This is a genomic window from Pseudomonas sp. Fl4BN1 (assembly GCF_009908285.1).
Taxonomy (GTDB): Bacteria; Pseudomonadota; Gammaproteobacteria; order Pseudomonadales; family Pseudomonadaceae; genus Aquipseudomonas.
The window spans coordinates 17,861-38,238 of sequence record NZ_JAAARM010000001.1 but is presented as its reverse complement, the minus strand read 5'-3'; the positions used below and the strand labels follow the sequence as shown (position 1 = coordinate 38,238).

General features: G+C 61.6%; 25 protein-coding genes and 1 tRNA gene. 10 read left to right on the top strand and 16 right to left on the bottom strand.

What is annotated here, in order from left to right; all coding sequences use genetic code 11:
- Positions 1-26 precede the first annotated feature (26 nt).
- The 4 genes from GV818_RS00165 to GV818_RS00150 all read left to right on the top strand — a co-directional run bounded on the left by GV818_RS00165 (position 27) and on the right by GV818_RS00150 (position 4,678).
- The gene (locus GV818_RS00165; protein WP_161753963.1) at positions 27-1,025 is read left to right on the top strand and encodes an ornithine cyclodeaminase; all 999 of its coding nucleotides are present in this window, start codon (positions 27-29) and stop codon (positions 1,023-1,025) included.
- Positions 1,019-2,446, top strand: coding sequence for an MATE family efflux transporter (locus GV818_RS00160; protein WP_161775581.1), 1,428 nt, complete (start codon positions 1,019-1,021; stop codon positions 2,444-2,446). Before GV818_RS00165 ends, GV818_RS00160 begins: the two co-directional genes overlap by 7 nt.
- Positions 2,443-3,579 carry an aminotransferase class I/II-fold pyridoxal phosphate-dependent enzyme gene (locus tag GV818_RS00155; RefSeq protein WP_161753959.1) on the top strand — a complete coding sequence of 379 codons (1,137 nt, stop codon included), beginning with the start codon at positions 2,443-2,445 and terminating at the stop codon, positions 3,577-3,579. The genes GV818_RS00160 and GV818_RS00155 overlap by 4 nt, the downstream gene beginning before the upstream one ends.
- Positions 3,580-3,664: 85 nt before the next feature.
- Entirely contained in the window at positions 3,665-4,678 is a 1,014-nt protein-coding gene (locus GV818_RS00150; protein WP_161753957.1) for a PLP-dependent cysteine synthase family protein, read from the top strand.
- 73 nt (positions 4,679-4,751) lie between these two features.
- Here GV818_RS00150 and gabT read toward each other — a convergent pair whose 3' ends face one another.
- The 8 genes from gabT to GV818_RS00110 all read right to left on the bottom strand — a co-directional run bounded on the left by gabT (position 4,752) and on the right by GV818_RS00110 (position 11,056).
- Positions 4,752-6,032 (bottom strand): 4-aminobutyrate--2-oxoglutarate transaminase, encoded by a 1,281-nt coding sequence (gene gabT / locus GV818_RS00145; protein ID WP_161753955.1) that lies wholly within the window; start codon positions 6,030-6,032, stop codon positions 4,752-4,754.
- A 176-nt stretch (positions 6,033-6,208) separates the two neighbouring features.
- Positions 6,209-7,651 (bottom strand): NADP-dependent succinate-semialdehyde dehydrogenase, encoded by a 1,443-nt coding sequence (gene gabD, locus GV818_RS00140; RefSeq protein ID WP_161753953.1) that lies wholly within the window; start codon positions 7,649-7,651, stop codon positions 6,209-6,211.
- A gap of 381 nt (positions 7,652-8,032) precedes the next feature.
- The gene (locus GV818_RS00135) at positions 8,033-8,347 is read right to left on the bottom strand and encodes a RebB family R body protein (RefSeq protein ID WP_161753951.1); all 315 of its coding nucleotides are present in this window, start codon (positions 8,345-8,347) and stop codon (positions 8,033-8,035) included.
- A gap of 55 nt (positions 8,348-8,402) precedes the next feature.
- Entirely contained in the window at positions 8,403-8,717 is a 315-nt protein-coding gene (locus GV818_RS00130; protein ID WP_025128569.1) for a RebB family R body protein, read from the bottom strand.
- 112 nt (positions 8,718-8,829) lie between these two features.
- Entirely contained in the window at positions 8,830-9,315 is a 486-nt protein-coding gene (locus GV818_RS00125; RefSeq protein ID WP_161775580.1) for a hypothetical protein, read from the bottom strand.
- Positions 9,316-9,461: 146 nt separating this feature from the next.
- Positions 9,462-10,142 carry a hypothetical protein gene (locus GV818_RS00120; RefSeq protein WP_161775579.1) on the bottom strand — a complete coding sequence of 227 codons (681 nt, stop codon included), beginning with the start codon at positions 10,140-10,142 and terminating at the stop codon, positions 9,462-9,464.
- Between the two features lie 24 nt (positions 10,143-10,166).
- Complete coding sequence (locus GV818_RS00115) at positions 10,167-10,394, bottom strand: RebB family R body protein (protein ID WP_092318452.1); 228 nt, start codon at positions 10,392-10,394, stop codon at positions 10,167-10,169.
- Between the two features lie 119 nt (positions 10,395-10,513).
- A complete protein-coding gene (locus tag GV818_RS00110) occupies positions 10,514-11,056 on the bottom strand; it encodes an RNA polymerase sigma factor (RefSeq protein WP_161753946.1) in 543 nt (180 codons plus the stop codon).
- 188 nt (positions 11,057-11,244) lie between these two features.
- On the opposite strand from GV818_RS00110, the gene GV818_RS00105 reads away from it, so the two are divergent.
- The 3 genes from GV818_RS00105 (at position 11,245) to GV818_RS00100 (ending at position 12,160) form a co-directional block, all read left to right on the top strand.
- Positions 11,245-11,321 (top strand) — tRNA-Arg (locus GV818_RS00105).
- A gap of 219 nt (positions 11,322-11,540) precedes the next feature.
- A complete protein-coding gene (locus GV818_RS34045) occupies positions 11,541-11,696 on the top strand; it encodes a hypothetical protein (protein WP_178124653.1) in 156 nt (51 codons plus the stop codon).
- Between the two features lie 80 nt (positions 11,697-11,776).
- Complete coding sequence (locus GV818_RS00100; RefSeq protein ID WP_161753944.1) at positions 11,777-12,160, top strand: hypothetical protein; 384 nt, start codon at positions 11,777-11,779, stop codon at positions 12,158-12,160.
- Positions 12,161-12,301: 141 nt separating this feature from the next.
- On the opposite strand, the gene GV818_RS00095 is transcribed toward GV818_RS00100, so the two are convergent.
- Positions 12,302-13,696, bottom strand: a complete 1,395-nt coding sequence (locus GV818_RS00095; protein WP_161753942.1) for an ATP-binding protein — start codon at positions 13,694-13,696, stop codon at positions 12,302-12,304.
- A gap of 107 nt (positions 13,697-13,803) precedes the next feature.
- Positions 13,804-14,052 (bottom strand): LysR substrate-binding domain-containing protein, encoded by a 249-nt coding sequence (locus GV818_RS00090; protein WP_368668870.1) that lies wholly within the window; start codon positions 14,050-14,052, stop codon positions 13,804-13,806.
- 27 nt (positions 14,053-14,079) lie between these two features.
- On the opposite strand from GV818_RS00090, the gene GV818_RS00085 reads away from it, so the two are divergent.
- From GV818_RS00085 to GV818_RS00075, 3 genes are all read left to right on the top strand, one after another.
- Positions 14,080-14,262 (top strand): carbohydrate porin, encoded by a 183-nt coding sequence (locus tag GV818_RS00085; RefSeq protein ID WP_161753940.1) that lies wholly within the window; start codon positions 14,080-14,082, stop codon positions 14,260-14,262.
- An 89-nt stretch (positions 14,263-14,351) separates the two neighbouring features.
- The gene (locus GV818_RS00080; protein WP_161753938.1) at positions 14,352-15,203 is read left to right on the top strand and encodes a hypothetical protein; all 852 of its coding nucleotides are present in this window, start codon (positions 14,352-14,354) and stop codon (positions 15,201-15,203) included.
- Complete coding sequence (locus GV818_RS00075; RefSeq protein ID WP_161753936.1) at positions 15,200-15,664, top strand: hypothetical protein; 465 nt, start codon at positions 15,200-15,202, stop codon at positions 15,662-15,664. The genes GV818_RS00080 and GV818_RS00075 overlap by 4 nt, the downstream gene beginning before the upstream one ends.
- Positions 15,665-15,846: 182 nt before the next feature.
- On the opposite strand, the gene GV818_RS00070 is transcribed toward GV818_RS00075, so the two are convergent.
- From GV818_RS00070 to GV818_RS00050, 6 genes are all read right to left on the bottom strand, one after another.
- Positions 15,847-16,290 (bottom strand): DUF805 domain-containing protein, encoded by a 444-nt coding sequence (locus GV818_RS00070; protein WP_161754613.1) that lies wholly within the window; start codon positions 16,288-16,290, stop codon positions 15,847-15,849.
- Positions 16,291-16,318: 28 nt separating this feature from the next.
- Positions 16,319-16,675, bottom strand: coding sequence for a DUF4190 domain-containing protein (locus GV818_RS00065; RefSeq protein ID WP_161753934.1), 357 nt, complete (start codon positions 16,673-16,675; stop codon positions 16,319-16,321).
- Between the two features lie 421 nt (positions 16,676-17,096).
- Positions 17,097-17,273 carry a hypothetical protein gene (locus tag GV818_RS34040; protein ID WP_178124652.1) on the bottom strand — a complete coding sequence of 59 codons (177 nt, stop codon included), beginning with the start codon at positions 17,271-17,273 and terminating at the stop codon, positions 17,097-17,099.
- A 72-nt stretch (positions 17,274-17,345) separates the two neighbouring features.
- Positions 17,346-17,993 (bottom strand): hypothetical protein, encoded by a 648-nt coding sequence (locus tag GV818_RS00060; protein ID WP_161753932.1) that lies wholly within the window; start codon positions 17,991-17,993, stop codon positions 17,346-17,348.
- Complete coding sequence (locus tag GV818_RS00055) at positions 17,990-18,571, bottom strand: RNA polymerase sigma factor (protein ID WP_161753930.1); 582 nt, start codon at positions 18,569-18,571, stop codon at positions 17,990-17,992. The genes GV818_RS00060 and GV818_RS00055 overlap by 4 nt, the downstream gene beginning before the upstream one ends.
- A 37-nt stretch (positions 18,572-18,608) precedes the next feature.
- On the bottom strand, positions 18,609-20,348 hold the full coding sequence (locus tag GV818_RS00050) for a vWA domain-containing protein (RefSeq protein WP_161753929.1): 1,740 nt from the start codon (positions 20,346-20,348) through the stop codon (positions 18,609-18,611).
- Positions 20,349-20,378 lie beyond the last annotated feature (30 nt).

Genomic DNA, 20,378 nt, shown 5'->3' with positions numbered 1-20,378 from the left:
GTTTTTGTTTGCCAAGAGGAATCAGGATGAACCGCTCAACGCAATACGCTGCCTCCGGCGAGCTCTGGGTGCTGCCGCAAACCGCCCTGGAAGACCTGGGTATACGTTATGTCGATGTGCTCAAAGTGGTGGAGCAGGCCTATATCGCCCTGCGCCAAGGCGATTCGCAAAACCCACTGAAGACCATCGTCGAACCTGCCGACCAGCGCTCCATCAGCTACTCCATGGTCGGCCGCGACGGCGCCAGCCAGACCTTGGGGTTCAAGGTGGTGTACGAACACGACCCGCAACGCCAGCGCGACGCCTATGGTTTTCACTCCTTCATCTTTCTCTGCGATGACCACAGCGGCCAACCCATCGCCTTGATGGACGTGGCCCAGCTGGGGCCGATGCGCACCTCCGCCACCTCGGCGCTGATGGCCCGGGCCGCTTGCCCCGAAGCGCGTACCGCGCTGGTGGTGGGCACGGGCGTGCAAGGACAGATGGCCTTGCCGATGCTGGTCGCCGCCCTGCCCGGCCTGGAGCGACTGCAGGTCTACGGCCACTACGCCGAGGGCCTCAAAGCCGTGCGCGAGCAACTGCAACGGCACTGCCCGGGGCGCGACGTCGAGGTGGTCAGCAACCTGCCTGAAGCCGCGGCGAACGCCGATATCATTCTTGGGGTCGCCGGCCTGACTGCCCGCCAGCAGGTCCGCCGTGCCTGGCTCAAGCCCGGTGCCGTGGCGGTGCTGGTGGGCTACGGGATCGATGCCGATGTGCTGCATGGCGCCGACTACCGCATTGCTACCGACAGCGCCCAGATGCGCGTCACCAGCGCCGACCTCGCCGCCGCCGACGGCAGCCTGCCGGCGGTGGATGCCGAGCTGCCGGACATCCTCCTTGGCCACGCACCGGCACGACGCCACGAGCAGGATGTGGTCTTCGCCTACAACAGCGGCATGGTGGTCACCGACGTCGCCCTGGGACGCTACCTGGCCGACCTGGCCCTGGCCGCCAACCGTGGACAGAGGGTCAAGCTATGGTGAACGCAAACCTGCGCGGCTGGCCGCTGTGGAAACTTGAATTCCTGCCCCTGCTGCTGCTCGCCGGGCCCTTGATCCTGACCAACCTGGCCCACGTCGCGCTGACCACCATCGATATCCTGGTGTTAGGCACCCTCGGCACCCGGGAGATCGCGGCCGGCGGTCTGGCTATCGCCCTGTTCAATCAACTGCGTACCACTGGCACCGGCCTGGTCACTGGCGTCAGCAATCTGGTGGCCCAGGCCAATGCGCGCCAGGACCCGCAGCAGATCAGCCACCTGCTGGTAGCCGGGCTGTTCTGGGCCACCCTCAGCGGCCTGCTGTTCATTGGCGTGCTGCTGCTTCTGGAGCGACCGCTGATCTGGCTCGGCCAGGACCCGCTGGTGGCCGCCGACACTGTGCGCTTCCTGAGCATCCTCGCCCCGGGCCTGCTGCCGTGCTTGTGGTTCCAGACCCTGCGGCACTTCACCGTCGGCCTCAAGCAACCCGGCCCCTTGCTGGCCATCACCCTGGTTTCCATCGGGCTCACCGTGGCCCTCAACTATGGGCTGGTGTACGGCAAGCTCGGCTTGCCGGCCCTGGGTTTCGAGGGCGTGGCCCTGACCAGCAGCCTGGTGTTCCTGCTGTCATGCCTGATGTTCCTCGCGGTGGTGCTGAGCAACCGCACGCTGGCGCAGTACCTCGCCCCCAGGCAACTGCGCTGCTCCTGGGCGACCCTGCACGCGGTGTGGAAACTCGGCCTGCCCATCGCCGGGACCTATGCTTCGGAAGCGGGCTTCTTCAGCGTGCTGACCCTGCTGATCGGCACCTTGGGCATGGAGGCACTGGCCGCGCAGACCGTGCTCAACCAGATCATCTACATCGTCTTCATGTTCTCTGCGGGGATTTCCCACGCGGCCTCGATCCACATCAGCGAAGCCTATGCCGCAGGCCACTATCCACGCGCCCGGCAACTGGGGCACATGGGGCTGGCGGCGGGCGGCCTGCTGATGCTGCTGTTCGCGGTGCTCTACCTGTTGTTTGCGCAGCAGATCGTCGGGCTGTTCATTTCCGCCGAGCAGGCCGCCAACCAGGAGGTGCTGGCACTGGCCGCCACTGGCCTGCTGATCGCCGCAGTGCTGCAATTCTTCGATGCCAGCCAGAACATCGGCAACGGCATCCTGCGGGGCATCGGCGACACCGCCGGGCCTTTTCGCATTTCCCTGTGCGGCTATTGGCTGGTAGGCCTGCCCGCCGCCTATGTGCTGGGGATACTCAATCCCAATGGCATCTATGGCATCTGGATCGGCCTGGCCATCGGCCTCGCGGTCACCGCCAGCCTGCTGCTGATCTCATTCGAGAAGCAGCTCAAGGCCCTGCTCGCCCAACCTCGACCGACCCCTCTCACAGCCGCTGGCGCCCAGACCACCAAGGAGCCGTCATGACCCCCTCGCCCTCGACAGCGGTGCTCAATCTGTTGCGCAGCAGCGTCAAGGCGCTGCCGGTGTATGACCCGGGGGCCGATCCGCAGCAGGTGGCACTGCGCTGCCCCGACAAGCCCCTGCTCAAGCTGTCCAACAACGAAAACCCCCTGGGCATTGCCCCTGCGGCCCTCACGGCCCTTGAGCAGCTCCCCGCCGACGCCTACAGCCGCTACCCGGACCCCGCGAGCCAGCGCCTGCGTCGGGCCCTGGGGGAGCAACTGGACAGCGATCCCGAACGCCTGATCATTGGCAACGGCTCGGAGAACCTGCTGGAGCTGTTGTGCCTGGCCTTCCTCGATCCCGCTGATCGGGTCGTCACCCAGTCGCCGTGCTTCGGCCTGCACGAGATTTTTCCGCTGATGATGGCGGCGCAGGTGATCAAGGTCGCAGCCAACCCGGACTTCTCCTGCAACCTCGCCGCCTGGCAAAGCGCATTGGCGCTGCCGACCAAGATGCTCCTGGTGAGCAACCCGTCGAACCCGCTGGGCACGATTTTCGATCAGCAGGCATTCGCCCAACTGATCGACTCGGCTCCCAACGACAGCTTGCTGGTGATCGACGAGGCCTACTACGAGTTCGCCTGCGCCGCTCCGGACTTCCCCGATGCCCTGCGGCTGCTGCGCGCCCAGCCACGGCCGTGGATCATCCTCCGGACTTTCTCCAAGGCCTATGGCCTGGCGGGGCTGCGGGTGGGCTACGGAATCGCCAGCGACCCCAGCCTGGTGCAGGCGCTGGACCGGGTTCGTACGCCCTACAACATCAACCTGGCGGCCCAGCATGCCGCGCTCGCGGCCCTGGGCGACCAGCAGCATGTGCAGCGCAGCAGGGCCTTTGCCGAACAGGCCCGAGAGCCATTGATAGCGCAACTCACCGCAGCAGGATTCAAGGTGGCGCCATCACGTACCAACTTCCTGTTCATCGACACCGGGGTCGATGCCCAGGAGGTCAACCGGCGCCTGCTGGACCAGGCAATCATCATCAAGGCATGGCGAGAGCCGGGCTACGAACGCTGCATCCGCATGTCCCTGGGGCTGCCCGAGGACAACGCACGGTTCTTTGCAGGCTTGCTGGCTGCCGTAGCAGCACGGCGTTGAACAGCCATGCCAGCCACTTCGCGACAACGCCGTCACTGCCTGACCCGAGCCCCTTTTACTGCCCGCTCAATACTCCGAGGTCATCATGCTTTCGCAACCCGCCACCTGCGGCATCAAGCACCGTGTTTCCGATCTGATCGGCGCTTCACCGCTGCTCCAGTTGTGTGCAACCGCCAACGGCAGCCAACTACTGCTCAAGCTGGAACAGTTCAACCCCACCGGCACCGCGAAGATTCGCATGGCCCGGCAAATGATCGATGAAGCTGAAGCCCAGGGCTTGCTGCAGCCCGGCGGCTGGATCGTCGAATCCACCTCGGGCAATACCGGCCTGGGCCTGGCACTGCTCGCGGCGGAACGCGGCTATCGCTTTACCGCGGTGGTCGATCATCACTCCTCGGCGGAAAAGCTGCGGGGCATGCAGGCCTTCGGCGCGCAACTGGTGCGGGTCGGCAGCGCCGACGGTGGCCTGGCCACCGCCGACCGCGATGCCACCGCCGAGCGGATCGCCCGGGAACAGGGTGCCTACTGGACCCAGCAGCACAACAACCCGGCCAACGCCAACGGTTATCAGGCCCTGGCCGAGGAGTTGCGCAACGTCCTGGGTGAACGGCTGCACTGCCTGTTTGGGGCAGTGGGCACCGGCGGTTCGCTGTGCGGCACTGCCCGCGCCCTGAAAGTCCATAACCCCGAGGTGCGCGTCATGGGGGTGGAACCCAGCGGCTCGGTGATTTTCGGCGGCCCCGGCGCCTGTTATCACCAGTCCGGGACGGGCACGCCGGAAGGCGCCGAGATCGGTGCGTTGATCGACTACCCACTGATCGATGCGGGGTTGAAAGTCTCCGACGCCCAAGCCTTCGAAACCGCCCGCTACCTGGCGCGCGAGCATGGCTTGCTGTTGGGCGGCTCGGCCGGCGGCGTGGTGTATCAGGCACTCAAGTACCTCCAGGACGCAGCACCGGGCAGCGTCATCGTCGCGCTGGTCTGTGATGGCGGCGAGAAGTACCTGGACACGGTGTTCAACGATGAGTGGATGGACCGTCATCAACTCTTCGATCCACGGGTCCAGCAGCAACTGGCGGGCTGGCTGGCCAGCGCCTGAATCACCAGCAAGAAAAAGCCGCTGGGCCAAAGGCGCCAGCGGCTTTTTTACAGCGGGCCTTCAGGCCCGGACATCACGCCAGCTCAGCGAAACACTCTTCGATGATTGCCAGGCCTTTGTCCAGTTGCTCGTCCGGCGAAGTCAGCGGAACCAGAACCCGCAGCACGTTGCCGTAGGTGCCGCAGGACAGCAGGATCAGGCCCTTGTCGCGGGCCTTGGCCACAACCTGTGCCACCGCGGCGGCGTTCGGCTTGTGGCTGTCGCCGTTCTCGAACAGCTCGACCGCGATCATCGCACCCAGGGCGCGCACTTCACCGATCACCGGGTACTTGGCCTGGATGGCCTTGAGGCCGGTGACCAAGCGCTCGCCGACAGCCTTGCAGCGGTCCAGCAGGTGCTCTTCCTCGAACACTTCCATCACCGCCAGGGCGGCGGCACAAGCGATCGGGCTACCGGCGTAAGTGCCACCCAGGCCGCCTGGAGCGATGGCGTCCATGTACTCGGCCTTGCCGCAGACACCGGCCAGCGGGAAGCCGCCAGCGATGGATTTGGCGAAGGTGGTCAGGTCGGCGGCAACGCCCATCTGTTCCATGGCGAAGAAGGTGCCGGTACGGCCAGCGCCAGTCTGCACTTCGTCAGCGATCAGCAGGATGCCGTGCTGGTCGCACAGGGCACGCAGGCGCTTCATGAACTCTTTGGGCGCAACGTAGAAACCGCCTTCGCCCTGCACCGGCTCGATGATGATCGCGGCGATGTCACGTGGCTCGGCATCGTTCTTGAAGATACGTTCGATGCTGGCGATCGAGTCGTCGATGCTCACGCCGTGCAGTTCGTTCGGGTACAGCGCGCGGAAAATGCCGCCTGGCATCAGGCCCATGCCGGCCGAGTAAGGCACGACTTTACCGGTCAGGCCCAGGGTCATCATGGTGCGACCGTGATAGGCGCCGGTGAAGGCGATCACACCAGCGCGGCCAGTGGCGGCACGGGCGATTTTCACGGCGTTTTCCACGGCTTCGGAACCGGTGGTCACCAGCAGGGTTTTCTTGGCGAAATCACCCGGGACCTTGGCGTTGATTTTCTCGCACAGTTCCACGTAAGGCTCGTAGGCCAGAACCTGGAAGCAGGTGTGGGTCAGCTTGTTCAGCTGCTCGGTCACTGCGGCAATGATTTTCGGGTGCAGGTGACCGGTGTTGAGCACCGCGATGCCGCCGGCGAAGTCGATGAACTCGCGGCCTTCAACGTCGGTGACGGTGGCGTTCTTCGCGCTGTCGGCGAAGATCGGGTGAATCTGGCCAACACCGCGAGGGACAGCGGCTTCACGGCGTTTCATCAGGGATGCGTTGGTCTTGCTCATAAAATCCTCATTCACCGCTCCTGGAGCGGCGTGATTCAAGGGTTGCGGGGCGGGGAAGAGACTGCGACAGCATGCGTTGATCGACTGTCGGAGCCTTCCCGGGCCACCTTGAAAAGTGCGTTTTTACAGCGGCGCAAAGGGACAGCGCTCTCGTGCCCCCCGCGCTTGAAGCGAAATCAGATGCCCAGGCAGAGGTACTTGATTTCCAGGTAGTCCTCGATGCCGTACTTGGAACCTTCACGGCCCAGGCCCGAGGCCTTGATGCCGCCGAACGGCGCCACTTCGTTGGAGATCAGACCGGTGTTGACCCCGACCATGCCGTATTCCAGGGCTTCGGCCACGCGGAACACCCGACCCAGGTCACGGGCATAGAAGTACGAAGCCAGGCCGAACTCGGTGTCGTTGGACATGGCGATGACTTCGGCTTCGTCTTTGAAGCGGAACAGCGGCGCCAATGGACCGAAGGTTTCTTCCTTGGCCACCGCGGCATTTTTCGGCACGTTGGTCAGGATGGTCGGCTCGAAGAAGTTGCCTTCCATCGACTTGCCGCCCGCCAGCAGGGTCGCGCCTTTGCTCAGGGCATCGTTGATGTGCTCCTGGACCTTGGCCACGGCCTTTTCATCGATCAAGGGACCGGTGGTGGTGCCTTCTTCCAGGCCGTTGCCGATCTTCAGCTTGGCCACCGCGACCTTGAGTTTCTCGGCGAAGGCGTCGTACACCGAATCCTGGATGTACAGGCGGTTGGCGCAGACGCAGGTCTGGCCGTTGTTGCGGTACTTGGAGATGATCGCGCCTTCGACGGCCTTATCCAGGTCGGCGTCGTCGAACACGATGAATGGCGCGTTACCGCCCAGCTCCAGGGAGACTTTCTTGATGTCCTTGGCGCATTCGGCCATCAGCTGGCGACCGATTTCGGTGGAGCCGGTGAAGGACAATTTACGCACGATCGGGTTGCTGGTCAGCTCGCCGCCGATGTCGCCGGCGCTGCCGGTAACCACGCTCAGCACGCCTTTGGGGATGCCGGCACGATGGGCCAGTTCAACCAGGGCCAGGGCCGAGAACGGGGTTTGCGAAGCAGGCTTGATCACCATGGTGCAACCGGCGGCCAGGGCCGGGCCGGCTTTACGGGTGATCATCGCCGCCGGGAAGTTCCACGGGGTGATGGCTGCGGTCACGCCGATCGGCTGCTTGATCACGATCAGGCGCTTGTCGGGTTGATGGCCGGGAATCACGTCACCGTAGATGCGCTTGGCTTCTTCGGCGAACCACTCGATGAACGAGGCGGCGTAGGCGATTTCGCCCTTGGCTTCGGCCAGTGGCTTGCCCTGCTCCAGGGTCATCAGGCGACCGAGGTCGTCCTGGTTTTCGATCAGCAATTCGTACCAGCGGCGCAGCTTGTTGGCGCGCTCTTTGGCGGTCAGGGCACGCCAGGCCGGCAGGGCCTTGTCGGCGGCTTCGATGGCGCGGCGGGTTTCGGCGGCGCCCATCTTTGGCACGGTACCGAGGATCTCACCGGTAGCGGGGTTGTTGACCTTGATCGTCTGACCATTGTCCGCGTCGACCCAAGCCCCATCGATGAAGGCTTGTTGGCGGAACAACTGGGCGTCTTTGAGCTGCATGTCGGCTTCCTTAACAGCACCGCGCATACGCGGGGCGAATTGTGATTGTAGAAAGGCACCTGGTCAGAGGAGTGAGCGCTGTCGCGCGGTCACCGGCCAGTGACAAGGCTGCCGTCAGGAAAATCGTTCACTGGGTTGAAGCACGAAAATATCGCACACAAGGATAGACGTGCAGTTGGGCACCCAGGCAAGAGCGTTTGAAATCTCAAACGAATCCTAGGGTCAACGGGGGTAAAGGACAATAGGCTGTTCGAAAAAAAGAACGTAAAGGCGCTTGGCGGTAAAAAACCCGGATCAGCATCCCAAGTCGCCGGGCAAACGACAGCGCCCCCGCAGCCTGCAACAGGCGGCGGGGGCGCTGGCGTGACGCCTTGGGGACGGTCAGCTGTTGAACGACTTGAGCACCGTCAACAGGCTGGTGAGGTTGTCGGTCACACCGCCCTGGGCGACTTTCTCGGTGGCCGCCGCACCGGCGGTGGTATCGACGCTGTAGATCTGCATCACGCCCTGGTTGGTAGCCGCCTGGGCCAGGGTGTTTTGCTGCTGCTGCGCCGAAACCGAGTTCTGGAACAGGATGGCCACGGACTGGCCCATGGATTGGTAGATGGTGCCCATCGACATGGCCGGCGCTTCGGCGACGACCTTGACGTTGGTCTGGGTGACGGCATCGGTGATTTGCGGACTGACTGTGCTCATAAAAACTCCATTTTTTAGCAGGAACAACTTAGGTGGTGATCACGCTTTCAGCGACTCAGCCCTGGAAGGACTTGAGCACCGTCAGCAGGCTGGTGAGGTTGTCGGAAACCCCGCCTTGGGCAACCTTCTCGGTGGCCGCAGCGCCAGCGGTGGTGTCGACGCTGTAGATCTGCATCACCCCCTGGTTGGTCGCGGCCTGGGCCAGGGTGTTTTGCTGCTGCTGCGCCGAGACCGAGTTCTGGAACAGGATCGCGGTGGCCTGGGCCATCGATTGGTAGATGGTGCCCATCGCCATGGCCGGCGCTTCAGCGACGACCTTGACGTTGGTCTGGGTGACGGCATCGGTGATTTGTTCGTTTACAAGTGGCATGGCTCAACTTCCTTTGTTAGAACACGGAGCATTCCGTGTCATTGAGTGAACGTGGCAAGCCTTTTCCTGTGAACCCGGGCCCCTGGGGCCAGTGGCTTATTTCAGCGGGGGTTTATTGCCCACTGCCCGCAATCACCTGCTGGAGGGTGTCTTCGACTTTCTGCGCCAGCTCGGCCAGGCGGACCTCGACCGCAGCCTTCACTTCTTGCTGCACCAGGTCTGTGATCATCCCCTTGAGTGCGGGGTCATCCACCGCAGGCGGCGGTGGCGCAGCCGGGGCCTGGGCCAGGGAGCCGGCAGCCGCCAGCAGTTGCTGCAACACCAGTTCCCGGGCCTGGGGATTGTTCTGGCTGGCGGCTTCGGGGCCGGCCACCTGATCGATCACCTGCCGGGTGCGCTGCTCGTCGTTGCGGATCAGTTCCATGGCTCGCTGGCGCGCCTGGTCGACGCTTTGTTGCGAGGCCTGGGAAAGGTCCAGCGGCTTGTTCTGCACAAAGGCCTCCAGCACCTGGCGTTCGACCATGGTCAACGGGCGCTTCAAATAGGCTTCGGCAAAACTGAGGATCGTCGCGATCGCATTGGGGGCTTCATTCGCCATCTCATGCTCCTTATTGATGAATGGCGTTGAAGCGCTGGGCACCGGGTCCGTCGAACTTCAACGCCAGGGGGACAAGGGACACGCACCAGCGCGAGCCCTCGGGCACAAGCTCCCCTGGCGCCTTGCGCGCCCGAGGGCCGTGGATTTCAGGAGGACGCCGCTCGATTGGCCAGGGTGGCGCTGTACTTGGCGATGCTGGCGTCGATCTTGTCGATAGCCACACTCGCCGCTTCGGCTTCCATGGCCCCGGCGGCAGCCGCTACCGCCGCCGCGGCCCCCACCAGCAGGTCCGTGGCCAAGGCGCCCAGGGCATCCTCGGCCGCGCCCTTGATGTTCTCTTTGACGATGTTCTCGGTCATCTGCTTGAGCAGCACCGCCTGGGCCGCCAGCGCCAGCTTGCTGACCCCATCGAAGTACCCCGCCGCCGACTGCGCCACCAGGCCCGCGGCCTGGCTGATCATCATGTCCGGTGCGATCGCGATCTGTGCCGGGGCATAACTGAAGGTCTGGGCATTGGTGAACTGCACCGCCTGGACGATCTGGCTGTTCAGGGCCGCGGTGCTGTCCGTGCTGGGAGTAGCGGCCTGTTTCAGCATCTGCTCGTTCATGGTCTCCATCACCGAAGAGCGCGCAGTGCCCGCGGGCGACTTCGACAGCGGAGGACCCGCCGCCGAGTCGGCGGCTGCAGGCTCGGGCGCCGGAGTGGCAGCACTCACCGAGGCCGCAGCCGGATCGGTGGCCGGAACAGCGGTACTCGGGTCGCCAGCGGCCGTCACGGTTTCATCGGCCGCAGCTGCAGGTGGAGTTTTCTTCTTGAACCACGCCATGACGATTCTCCCGGGCCATCAGCCCTACTCGCCGATCGCCATGATCAGCGCCACGGCCTTGGACACCACCGCATTGGAAATCTGGTTCAGCGCCTGCTGGCTGTTGACCGCGTTCTGCAACGACAACCCCGTCGAATGACTTGCCACCTGATACAGCGAGGCGATGGCCTGGGCCGGGGCCTCGGCCACCACTTTGACGTTGGTCTGGGTGACGGCATCGGTGATCTGCGAGTTGACCATTGGATCTGGCATACATCTCTCCTTAGATGGAATGGCCCACCGCAGGGGCGGCGGCGCCGGCTACAGCGTCGAAAAACAGGCTCACTGAAGGAGAACGCCTCAGCGGGCCGGCTGTGAATCTTCGCGGTGGATCAGCGCAACTGCGCCCGCAACAGCTGTACATGCTTGCGCGCCAGGGGCTGGTTCATCCCCAGCTCGGCGGCAATGTGCGGATAAGGCAGGTCATCGACAAACTTGAGTTCAAACAACCTGCGCTTCTTCAGTGGCAGTTGCGCCACCCGTCGACTGAGCAGGGCCAGGGCTTCCAGCAACTCCACTTGCTCCAGCACCGATAACTGCGGAGCCTCCAGCTGCTGCAGAGGATCCTGTTCGAAATCGGCGAAATCCACGAACAGGCGCTGCTCCCGGGCTCGCCGGCGGCAACTGTCGAGAAACACATGGTCAAGCACCAGGAACATGAAGCCCTGGGGGTCACGGATCCGCTCCGGCGACCGGCGAAAGAACAACAGCGCCTTGATCGCCGTGGCCGCCAGCCACTCCTGGGCGCCATCGGCATTGCCCCGCGCCAACTGTCGGGCACGCCGCTGCAACCCGGGCAACACCGCCTTCCAGCTCGCCTCGAACAGCTGGTCCGCCAGCGCTGCCTGCAGACCGTCTTGCATCGAACAGTTCATTTCCCGCACCTCCCTGTGCCCCGTGATTGCACGGATGTGGCTGCAGGGTGCGCGGGGCCGCACGGCCGGTTCAGCGGGAAAAACTGCCGCTATGGCCCGGGTTTCCGGGGATTGCCGACGGCTGGAGAAGCTCGATGAAAACCGGCGTGGACGCCCCGAGTCGACATAGGTATGATGTCGCCCGCACTGCATCCGTAGCTCAGCTGGATAGAGTACTGCCCTCCGAAGGCAGGGGTCGTGGGTTCGAATCCCGCCGGGTGCACCAGCTCTAACGAAAAAGCCCCAGGCCATCAGGCCTGGGGCTTTTTTGTTTTTTGTCTTGTACCGTAACCTCGTTGCGGTGACCTCCTCGCGTCTCCTACCAATCTTCTGAAACGCCCTCCCCGATACTGGCAATCCAAAAAAAGACTGCTAGGGTCTTTGCGACAGAAAAAAGTAACAAGGATCGCTACTGATATAGCGAACATCGTCAAGGAGCCAGACCATGAGCAACAAAACCTTCAGAGTGACTTACACGCGTACTGGTAGCTCATCAGTTTCAACTACAAGTGTTCAAGCCAGCAGCGCCAGTCAGGCCAAAGAGAAGATCAAAGAGAGAGAACGAGGTAATGCCAAAATCATCTCCGCGGTGGAGGTTTAACGGGCAACAGTCAATGTTCTTCTAGCAAAAGCCCGTAGTTAAACGGGCTTTTGTCTTTATCTTCAATCAAGGACAACACCATGGATTGGAAGAGCTTGCTAAACACCGCCATCGACAAGGGCAAGGAAGCGGTCAAGACGACAGTCACCAAAGAAAATATCATCAAGGCCACCAAGTATGTCGCCCAAGAGGGTATGCGCGCACTCAAGGAGCAAAGCGAAAAACTTCAGGATGCCAAGGAGCAATTCAGCACCTGCAATGACGAAGAGTTAGTGAAGATTTCGCGAACCGACGCGTCTACTCACAATCGCACCGCTGCAAACAGGCTTTTACACGACCGCCATGCATATCTGGATGAACAATCTAGAGAACAGCTAATGGCCATTGCCAAGGGCGAAACCGGGGCAAGTATAGGAGAGCGTTACGCCGCTGCAAACGCCATAAAAATGGGTAAAACGGACTAAAGCCGACCTCAGCGCACATTTCTTACTGACCGTTGAGGCCTAGTAACAAATACTCATTTGTGAACACTTCAGACCTCTTATACCCACCCTGCTTCGGCGATACCGCTCATTCTCGAAGGCACACCCTAATCAGTCCCGCCGTCATATGAGCACTTCCCAACTCCCGCCTTTGGTTGGCCCCACATGCCGGACCACTCCGGCTGCTCGCAACTTGTCCATGTGATATTTGACCCCATCAGGGCTCAGGCCAAGCTGTTTTGCCAGATCGCGCCGAGTGGCCAGCGGCTGCTGACGCAACAGGGCGACGATCTGCCCGCGAACCGTTTCCGAGCTGATTTCTTGGGTAGTTTCTTGGGTAGTTTCTTGGGTAGTTTCTTGGGTAGTCATCTCCACCACCGTCAGGGCCGCCTCACCCAAGGCCTCAACCAGCTGTGCCGGATCAGCACGAAAAGTGAGCATCAGACCGGACAAGCTGATATCGAACAGCGGCGAGCCAATACCGTGCTTGCGGCACTCGCTGAAAATCTTCTCAATGCCCCGCCCCCAGGACTCCACATAACCGGCACGGAAAAATGCCGAAGCCAGCAGCGGGTTGAAAGGATGGGACGGATGCTTGGCCAGCAGCTGCTCCCGGGTCCAGTGCTCAGGCAACTGCCCTGGGTTCCAGAGCACGATCTGGTGGTCATAGACACTGACCTGGATCGGGATGCCGCTGGCGTAATCCTTGTGGATCACTGCATTGAGCAGCGCCTCGCGCAGGGCCTGCAAGGGGAACAGATAGCGTTCCACACGCTGAATGCCCTCGTAGCGGATGTACGCCTTGAGGTATTTGCTGTGCAACAGCTCCAGCACCTTTTCCACCTGGGAGAACAGGTCTCCATGGATTTCATCCTGATAACGCAGATCGTCATCGGTGATGAAAAAACCAAGCTTGATATAGGCGCCGGGGACAAACCGTTCGGGTTGGTTGCCAAACAACAGGGCCGTGGCTCGCTTGAGGTACTGCCCCTCTTCCAGTTGCAGACTGGCCAGCAGGGCGGTGTCGCTGTCTTCCAGTACGGCTTCGTCCACCCGCCCACTTTTCGCCGCACGGGTGCGAAACCCCTGCAGCGCGGCGGGCAGGCAATCATCCAGGCCGAGGCCGGGCAAAGGCACGCCATCCCAGTGCAGGCCCTGCTTGCGCAACAGAAAGCGTGACAGCGCCGCGCCCTTCAGCTCCTGCTTGGTACTGCCACTGCGGTAGTGGTACTCCCCCTTGTAGCTGACCGGGCTAGGATAGGCAGGCACCACAATCTGCAACAGCGTCTTGCCAGCTTCCTGATGCAGATTCACCGCCACCATGATGCCCAGCACATCGCGCACCTTATTGGGAATCTCCTCCAAAAGACGTGCTGCATTGACCACGTCTACCGGCGCCCCGGCATCGTTACGCCCGATCTCCAGGACACCACCCGCGGCATTGGCAAAGCCGCATATCCATTTCAGGTACTCATCGCGCCAAGTTGCCTTCCATTCCTTTTGCTGGTGTTCGCTCATACCCATCGGATCCTTCCAGAGGAGAGCCATTGCCCCGTGCATCGTTTAAAGCAGCGTCACCGCCGACATGCAAAACCACTTAGTAACCAAAGCTTTCATTCTCGGCGCTATGCCCTCTCGCGCAACATCTTCAAGAAAATCTCCAGCTCGCGGCTCTGCGGCTCATCCTTCCTCAGCATCACCCCGAACGGGCTCAATTGCTCTTCGATCTCCAGGCCCAGCGCCGCGAGCAAGCCGGTGTGCACGTGATCACGAACCACAGTATCGGTGAGCATCAGGATCGCGTCGGTGATTTGCACCAGCTGCAACATGGCGAACACCGAGGTGCATTCGATCACGTCGCAGGGCGAGGCCACGTCGAGCGGGGCGAAAGCGTGAGCTCCATGGATAATGCGCTCTACTTGCCGGAGCAGAAACGCGAGTACAGCGTCGAGATCAACTACGGCTACCAGGCGACCAAATGGCTGATGGTGCGGCCTCACCTGCAATACGTGAAATACCCAGGCGGGCTGACCCAGACCGATTCAGCGGTGGTGGGCGGGGTGCAGCTCATCGCCGACTTCTGAGGCTCTGCGCCGCGCCTGTACCTCGCCGGCCGGGGCTGTCCTGGCGGGGCGCAACTTGCTACATTCACGGCCCCGGACAGGAGGTCTCGATGCTGCACCATCCCTTGCTCAATCAGCCGTACCAGCCAGACCTGCGTTGCTGGATCGGCTGTTTCATCGGCTATGACATGCCCCCGGCCCTGGACGCCGAGCTGAGCCGCTACGACCCCAACGACCTTAATGACCGTGAATACCTGATCCGCCACTACTGCCTGGCACGCCGCAATGCTCGGGAGAATTTCCGTCATCGGCAACGGCTGGTGGAGGTGCTGCAAGCAGCCCTGGACGACCCGGACTTCGACTTCGAAGACGTCTGGGAACCCATTGAAGACGACTACCAAGACGATCAGTGGCCCGCAGGTTGGCCTGCGTTTATCGACGATAGCCGGGGCTTCTTTCAACAGCTGCTACTGGCGGCCCGAGAACGCTGGCACGACGATCTGCTCCGGGCCCAGTTGCCATCGTTGGCGCAGTGCCGGGCAATCCCGGCGCGTGATCGCGGCTCCTGCGACTGGCTGTTCAGCATCGACAACTGCGAAGCCTGGAAAGCCGTATTCGGGCTGGCCGCGACGCCCCATGACCTGGAAACTCCCGGACCGCAGTTTCAAGACGAACAGTTGAGTGTGCGCTTGGCTGGCGAACTGCCGCGCCAGGCCCTGCCCTCCACCTGGCCGGTCAGCCAGGCCCTGACCCACTGCAATTTCGAACTGCACGTCCGGGGCATCAGTGAACTGGCGCTCAGCGGCACGCGTTTCGACGGGCACATGCGTACCCAGTTGACCCGCTTTAACCCTGGTTATTACCTGCGCCTGGAAATCGGTTTCGACTGCGTCATCGAGTGTGTGGCGCTGTCTGTCAGCATTACGGATGTGCAAGGTTCACGAGCGGAAAACCAATCATGAAAAGCAACTTTGAAGAGGCCCTGGAACGTCAGGAAATTCCCCAGTTCTTTCGCGGCCAGGGCCAGTATCTGACCCGGGATGGCGATTGGGATGAACATCTGTTCTGCATCAACTGGCCGGGGATCTTCGCTTACCTGCGAGACCACGCGGACGGCGAGCAACAGTTGAGCGCCAGCTTCGAGCTCTATGTTTACAGCGTCGAGGAAACCTTCGAGGATTGCTTCGGCCTGCGGGAAAACCTGTTCGGCTACTACTCCACCCGAACCCGCTGGGCCCCTGATAGCACCGACCTGCTGGCGCAGTTGCCGCAGCGTTGTCGGCGGCGGATCGTCGCGCGTCTGAGCTGGTATCGCTGGCAGGTGGAAAACCATGTCCGGCTGCTACCGGAGCGAGCGCGGCGCATGGCCGCGGACGGCGCTGGCGCCGAATTCACCGACCTGCCTGCCTCGCCCTACGCCTGAACGTAGCGGCCGCCGGGATTATGAATCCTCGGCACCTGCAACCTGAGCCAAACCGATTAGGTGGTGGCGGATAGAGTGCCGTTTATCGCTGATTTCCAAAGCGATTTACCGGATCCGACACCTCTTGAACAAAAAAGGGTGGCCAATGTGGCCACCCCTTCAACAGTCCTGGAAGACTAAATTCAAGCAATCGCTTTAGGGTTGGGACCAAAGCGGTTGTCACCCGGCTGACCGTCTTTGACCAGGAAGTACAAGTTGACGAACGGCAGCAAAATCCACCACCCGCTGTGATCAGTATCATGCATCCGGCGTACCGCCACAGCCAGACTCGGCAAGAACACTGCAAGGCTATACAGATTCGAGAGCAAACCCTTGCCCCCAAAAAAGCCTTCGATAAAGCCAATCCCCAAAGCAATCAGAAAGTTGATCAGAAAAAACATCCAGTATTCTTTTCTGCGAGCACGCCCCGTGAACACTGCATATTTTTTGAGTACTTCGACATACCAGTTGCCCGTCACAGCAGGCGTACTGGGTGCGATATTTTGAATCGCCTGCTGAGCACCACATTGTGGACACGACAATGCCGAGCTATGAATTTCTTTTGCACAACCACGGCAAAAAACCATATTCATTTACTTCTCCTTTTGTAATTCACTAATCTAGCGATAAACCCAAAGACACCATTAGCGCGATCGCGGAAAGCACAACACCCGTAATCGCCATACCATTGCCCGGCTTTTTCTTGTTGATGCTGATGATGCCCGACACAAGGCCCGCGAAGGAGAAGATGCCCAATCCCAATATCTCCTCATGACCCCACTCGGAGTCATCAAACAACATCAGTGCACTGGCAATACCCAGCACCAATGAAACAATCGCCACCCAGGGCGAACCTCGCGAGTCGGGCTGTGCCGCCAGCGCGACCACCGCCTGAGCAGCTCCACACCCAGGGCAAGTCAGTGCGCTTTCATGTATTTGCTTGGCACACCCACGACAAAACACCATTCCCATAATTGCTCCTTTTCCCTTTCAAACCAGTTCTGTCAATGCCGAACATTCAACGGTATGCACTTGCTCCCATGCTCACCCCGAGTATGGAATCCATCGTTATCTACCGACCCCATGTCCCGTCTGTTTATCGGCAAGACCCAAGACGACTTAACCTGTTATCCGCTTGATCCCGCCTGAAGTTATCCGCTCCAGCGACAGCCGGGTTAACGCTCGGCAATTTTTGCTCGTGCGCAGGCTCGCATAGAGGCTGTCGCTCTATTAGCGCTTGATGTAGAACGAATTTTTATCGGAACACGTAATGGCGCTTAGCCATTCTCGGCAGAAGGCTAGCAGATACCGGGCACAGACCCAAACCCGACTTCACCGGAACACACTCAAGCCATCGAAGTGAGCGGCAATCAAGCCTGGCCGTCGCAGACGGTCACAGGGCCTCTTGCTCCTCACTGTCGTCCTCTGAATCCTCTGAATCCTCTGAATCGTCCTCCAACTCCTCTGAGTCCTCTGAGTCCTTGCGACTCTCCTTGATGGCCTGACGGATATCAGCGCCCTTGATCGGGCAGTTCAACATTGCAGCAATACGGTCGATGCGGGGTGCCATGACCGGCCTCTCACTTTCTGGAAACTGGCCTGATAGTGCGCGTTTTCTGCAACGACAGCCAACCCCTGCGCGTTATGGACGACGCATGGCTTCCAGGCGCTTGCCCAGATCCTCCTGTGGATAAGTCTGGTGCAGGCGAACCAGCAGCTCATCCGCCTCCTGGGTCTTGTCTTGTTGCCATAGGCGCAGTACTTCCTCAAGTTGCTCATCCAGGTTCTCGGTTACCGACGCCTTGGCCGAGACGCGCTTGGCCAGCCTGGACGTCTCTGCCCGGAACTTGATCGCCTCGGATGGCGCTTGGTCACTGAGCATGTCCATGGGCGGCGCCATGGCAAAACCTGCTGCAGGTGCGGCTGGAGCAACAGGCGCTGGGGCGCTCAAGGCCCCCGCCAACTCGGCGGAACGTGGTGGCGCCTGGCGGGCCATGGGTTTGCCGGGAGCCGGGGAAAAAGCCTGTTGCGGATACTGTTCCGGCGAGTGTTGCAGCACGCCGATGACCAGCGCTACGCCAAACAGGCTGGCGAAGGCCAACTGATAACGCGGTCGCTGGCAGGCCAGTAGCCAGCGCTGCCAAAGACCAGGCCTGGGCGCAGGTGCTTCACGGCGCGCAGTCGCCAGGATCAAGGCATCGAGATGGGCCGGCGGTTCGACGCGACTGTGTTCGCGGACGTGAGCAAGCAACTGCTCTTCAGGGGAGGGTGTCTGTCGGGCGTCAGTCATGTGAGTACCTCCTCGGCCAGGAGCCGACGCAATTTTTTCAACGCATAACGGAAACGGCTCTTCACGGTTTCCAGCGGGGCCTGAGTCAGGCTGGCAATCTGCGGCAACTCCAACTCGCCGTTAGCTCGCAGCAGGAACACTTCGCGCTGGTCGGCGGGCAGGTCCAGCAACGCCGCTTCAATGCGCTGCTGATCGCGGCTCAGGCTCAGTTGCTGCTCGGGACCGGCAGCCTGGTCCACTTCACCATGCAGCTGTTCGTCGTAGCTATCGTGCAGCGGGTTGCGCATACCGTGCTTGCGCCAGTGGTCGATCAAGCGATTGCGCGCAATCTGGTACAGCCACGTGCGAAAGCTGGCTCGTCCCCGAGGCTGACTGCTGCTGCGGATCAGGCTCATCCAGGTTTCCTGGTAGACCTCTTCCGCCACTTCAGGCTGGCCGCACAAGCGCACCAGAAACCCGTAGAGACCCTGACGATGGCGCTGGTACAGCACCTCGAAGGCCGCGGGCTCTCCGGCGCGATAACGCGCCAGCAACGCTTCATCGCTGCTGGCGGTGCTGGACAGTGGGGCAGCAGACATCGGGCTGAAGAGCTCCTGTTCACTGCTCGTCATGGGTCTATTCAAAACGGCTCTGCACTTGGCTCATGTCCACGGGTTGAGTCGCAGTCTGGGCATTTGGCGCCTGAGTTTGCAGACTTTGCGCCAGCTCCACCAGCTGCACGAACTCGCCTCGCAGGCCATAGGGATCTTCACCCCTGGCACCGCGCGCCAGCTTGGCGGTATCGGCCAGGCTGAAGTTGCCGGTGTAGCGGCCGTCCTTGAGTTGCTGAGAGAACGCAGCCACCGCGGCGGCAAAGCGCAGGTCGGTGCTGGCCTCGGCCAGTTTAGCCGGCTGTTGCGCCGTGATTGGTCGCTCGATCAGGCGACTGCTGCCGCCCTCGGGCGCTTTGTAACGCAGCCGCAGCATCGCCAGTTCGCCATTCCTGGCGCTCGGTTCGGCAGCCTTGGCCTGGCCAAAACGCAGCGGCTCCAGCCAACCCTTCTCGCCCGCGGGGACAATTTCATACAACGCAGTGACCGTATGCCCAGCACCAATCTCGCCGGCGTCGACCTTGTCATTGCTGAAGTCTTCACGCTTTAGTGCACGGTTCTCATAACCCAGCAGGCGATATTCACTGACCTGGGCCGGGTTGAACTCCACTTGCAGCTTCACGTCCTTGGCCACCACCGCCAGGGTCGAGCTGAGTTGGTCCACCAGCACCTTGCGCGCTTCACGCAGGTTGTCGATATAGGCGTAGTTGCCGTCGCCAGCGTCCGCCAATTGCTCCATCAGATGTTCGTTGTAGTTATCCACACCAAAACCCAGGGTGGTCAGGGACACGCCACTTTTACGCTTCTCGGCAACCATTTGCTTGAGGCTGTCAAAGTCGCTGGTGCCGACGTTGAAGTCACCGTCGGTGGCCAGCAGGATGCGATTGATGCCCTTGTCGATGAAGCCCTGCTGGGCCATCTGGTAGGCCAGCTGAATGCCCGAGGCGCCGGCAGTGGAACCGCCTGCCGTGAGTTGGTCGATAGCGCTGCGGATCTTCGCCTTGTCGCGACCGGAGGTGGGTTGCAGTACCACCCGCGAGTCACCGGCGTAGACCACCAGCGAGACTCGGTCCTGATCGCGCAATTGGTCCACCAACAGCTTGAGGGTGCTCTTCACCAGGGGCAGGCCTTCGCGACGGTCCATGGAACCCGATACGTCCACCAGGAATACCAGGTTGGCTGGAGCCAGGTCCGCTACTGCACGGTCCGAAGCCTTGATGCCGATGCGCAGCAAACGGGTATGGGGATTCCACGGTGACGGTGCCAGTTCAGTGGTCACACCGAAGGGCGAACCGTCACTGGGCAGGGCGTAATCGTAGGAAAAATAGTTGACCAGTTCTTCCAGGCGTACCGCGCCTTCCGGCGGCAGGCTGCCCTGGTTGAGCAAGCGGCGGACGTTGGCATAAGCGCCGGTATCGACGTCGGCACTGAAGGTCGACACCGGCGCCTCGGCGACACTGTGGATCGAATTGTCCGGCAGCTTCTGGTACTGCTCCCGAGGCTCGTCACGGTAGCCGGCCAGCATTGAATCCCGAGCAGGCATGGGCGCAGACAGCGCGACGGTGTGCACACTGCGCTTGAGCATTGCAGCATCTACACGCGTCACCTCGTAGTGCACCGGCGGCGAGGCCTGCAGTGCGCCCTGGGCCGAGGCGCCAGCGGCGGGTTCGGGTTTTGACGACACACCACAGCCGGCAACGGCCAACAGCAAGCCAGTGGCAAAACCCTGGGCGGCCGGGCGAAGGAAATGCAGAGGAAGGGACATGGGGGGCTGACCTCGGGAAAAATGATCCAT

What these genes read in the sequence shown, in the direction of transcription:
- GV818_RS00115 (WP_092318452.1), bottom strand. Translation starts at nt 10,394, where the DNA reads ATGCCAGATCCAATGGTCAACTCGCAGATCACCGATGCCGTCACCCAG.
- GV818_RS34045 (WP_178124653.1), top strand. Translation starts at nt 11,541, where the DNA reads ATGAGCAACAAAACCTTCAGAGTGACTTACACGCGTACTGGTAGCTCA.
- gabT (WP_161753955.1), bottom strand. Translation starts at nt 6,032, where the DNA reads ATGAGCAAGACCAACGCATCCCTGATGAAACGCCGTGAAGCCGCTGTC.
- GV818_RS00075 (WP_161753936.1), top strand. Translation starts at nt 15,200, where the DNA reads ATGAAAAGCAACTTTGAAGAGGCCCTGGAACGTCAGGAAATTCCCCAG.
- GV818_RS00070 (WP_161754613.1), bottom strand. Translation starts at nt 16,290, where the DNA reads ATGGTTTTTTGCCGTGGTTGTGCAAAAGAAATTCATAGCTCGGCATTG.
- GV818_RS00125 (WP_161775580.1), bottom strand. Translation starts at nt 9,315, where the DNA reads ATGGCGAATGAAGCCCCCAATGCGATCGCGACGATCCTCAGTTTTGCC.
- GV818_RS00150 (WP_161753957.1), top strand. Translation starts at nt 3,665, where the DNA reads ATGCTTTCGCAACCCGCCACCTGCGGCATCAAGCACCGTGTTTCCGAT.
- GV818_RS00060 (WP_161753932.1), bottom strand. Translation starts at nt 17,993, where the DNA reads ATGACTGACGCCCGACAGACACCCTCCCCTGAAGAGCAGTTGCTTGCT.
- GV818_RS00055 (WP_161753930.1), bottom strand. Translation starts at nt 18,571, where the DNA reads ATGTCTGCTGCCCCACTGTCCAGCACCGCCAGCAGCGATGAAGCGTTG.
- GV818_RS34040 (WP_178124652.1), bottom strand. Translation starts at nt 17,273, where the DNA reads ATGGCACCCCGCATCGACCGTATTGCTGCAATGTTGAACTGCCCGATC.
- GV818_RS00110 (WP_161753946.1), bottom strand. Translation starts at nt 11,056, where the DNA reads ATGAACTGTTCGATGCAAGACGGTCTGCAGGCAGCGCTGGCGGACCAG.
- GV818_RS00160 (WP_161775581.1), top strand. Translation starts at nt 1,019, where the DNA reads ATGGTGAACGCAAACCTGCGCGGCTGGCCGCTGTGGAAACTTGAATTC.
- GV818_RS00065 (WP_161753934.1), bottom strand. Translation starts at nt 16,675, where the DNA reads ATGGGAATGGTGTTTTGTCGTGGGTGTGCCAAGCAAATACATGAAAGC.
- GV818_RS00080 (WP_161753938.1), top strand. Translation starts at nt 14,352, where the DNA reads ATGCTGCACCATCCCTTGCTCAATCAGCCGTACCAGCCAGACCTGCGT.
- GV818_RS00050 (WP_161753929.1), bottom strand. Translation starts at nt 20,348, where the DNA reads ATGTCCCTTCCTCTGCATTTCCTTCGCCCGGCCGCCCAGGGTTTTGCC.
- GV818_RS00085 (WP_161753940.1), top strand. Translation starts at nt 14,080, where the DNA reads ATGGATAATGCGCTCTACTTGCCGGAGCAGAAACGCGAGTACAGCGTC.
- GV818_RS00165 (WP_161753963.1), top strand. Translation starts at nt 27, where the DNA reads ATGAACCGCTCAACGCAATACGCTGCCTCCGGCGAGCTCTGGGTGCTG.
- GV818_RS00120 (WP_161775579.1), bottom strand. Translation starts at nt 10,142, where the DNA reads ATGGCGTGGTTCAAGAAGAAAACTCCACCTGCAGCTGCGGCCGATGAA.
- GV818_RS00095 (WP_161753942.1), bottom strand. Translation starts at nt 13,696, where the DNA reads ATGAGCGAACACCAGCAAAAGGAATGGAAGGCAACTTGGCGCGATGAG.
- GV818_RS00100 (WP_161753944.1), top strand. Translation starts at nt 11,777, where the DNA reads ATGGATTGGAAGAGCTTGCTAAACACCGCCATCGACAAGGGCAAGGAA.
- GV818_RS00130 (WP_025128569.1), bottom strand. Translation starts at nt 8,717, where the DNA reads ATGCCACTTGTAAACGAACAAATCACCGATGCCGTCACCCAGACCAAC.
- GV818_RS00135 (WP_161753951.1), bottom strand. Translation starts at nt 8,347, where the DNA reads ATGAGCACAGTCAGTCCGCAAATCACCGATGCCGTCACCCAGACCAAC.
- GV818_RS00155 (WP_161753959.1), top strand. Translation starts at nt 2,443, where the DNA reads ATGACCCCCTCGCCCTCGACAGCGGTGCTCAATCTGTTGCGCAGCAGC.
- gabD (WP_161753953.1), bottom strand. Translation starts at nt 7,651, where the DNA reads ATGCAGCTCAAAGACGCCCAGTTGTTCCGCCAACAAGCCTTCATCGAT.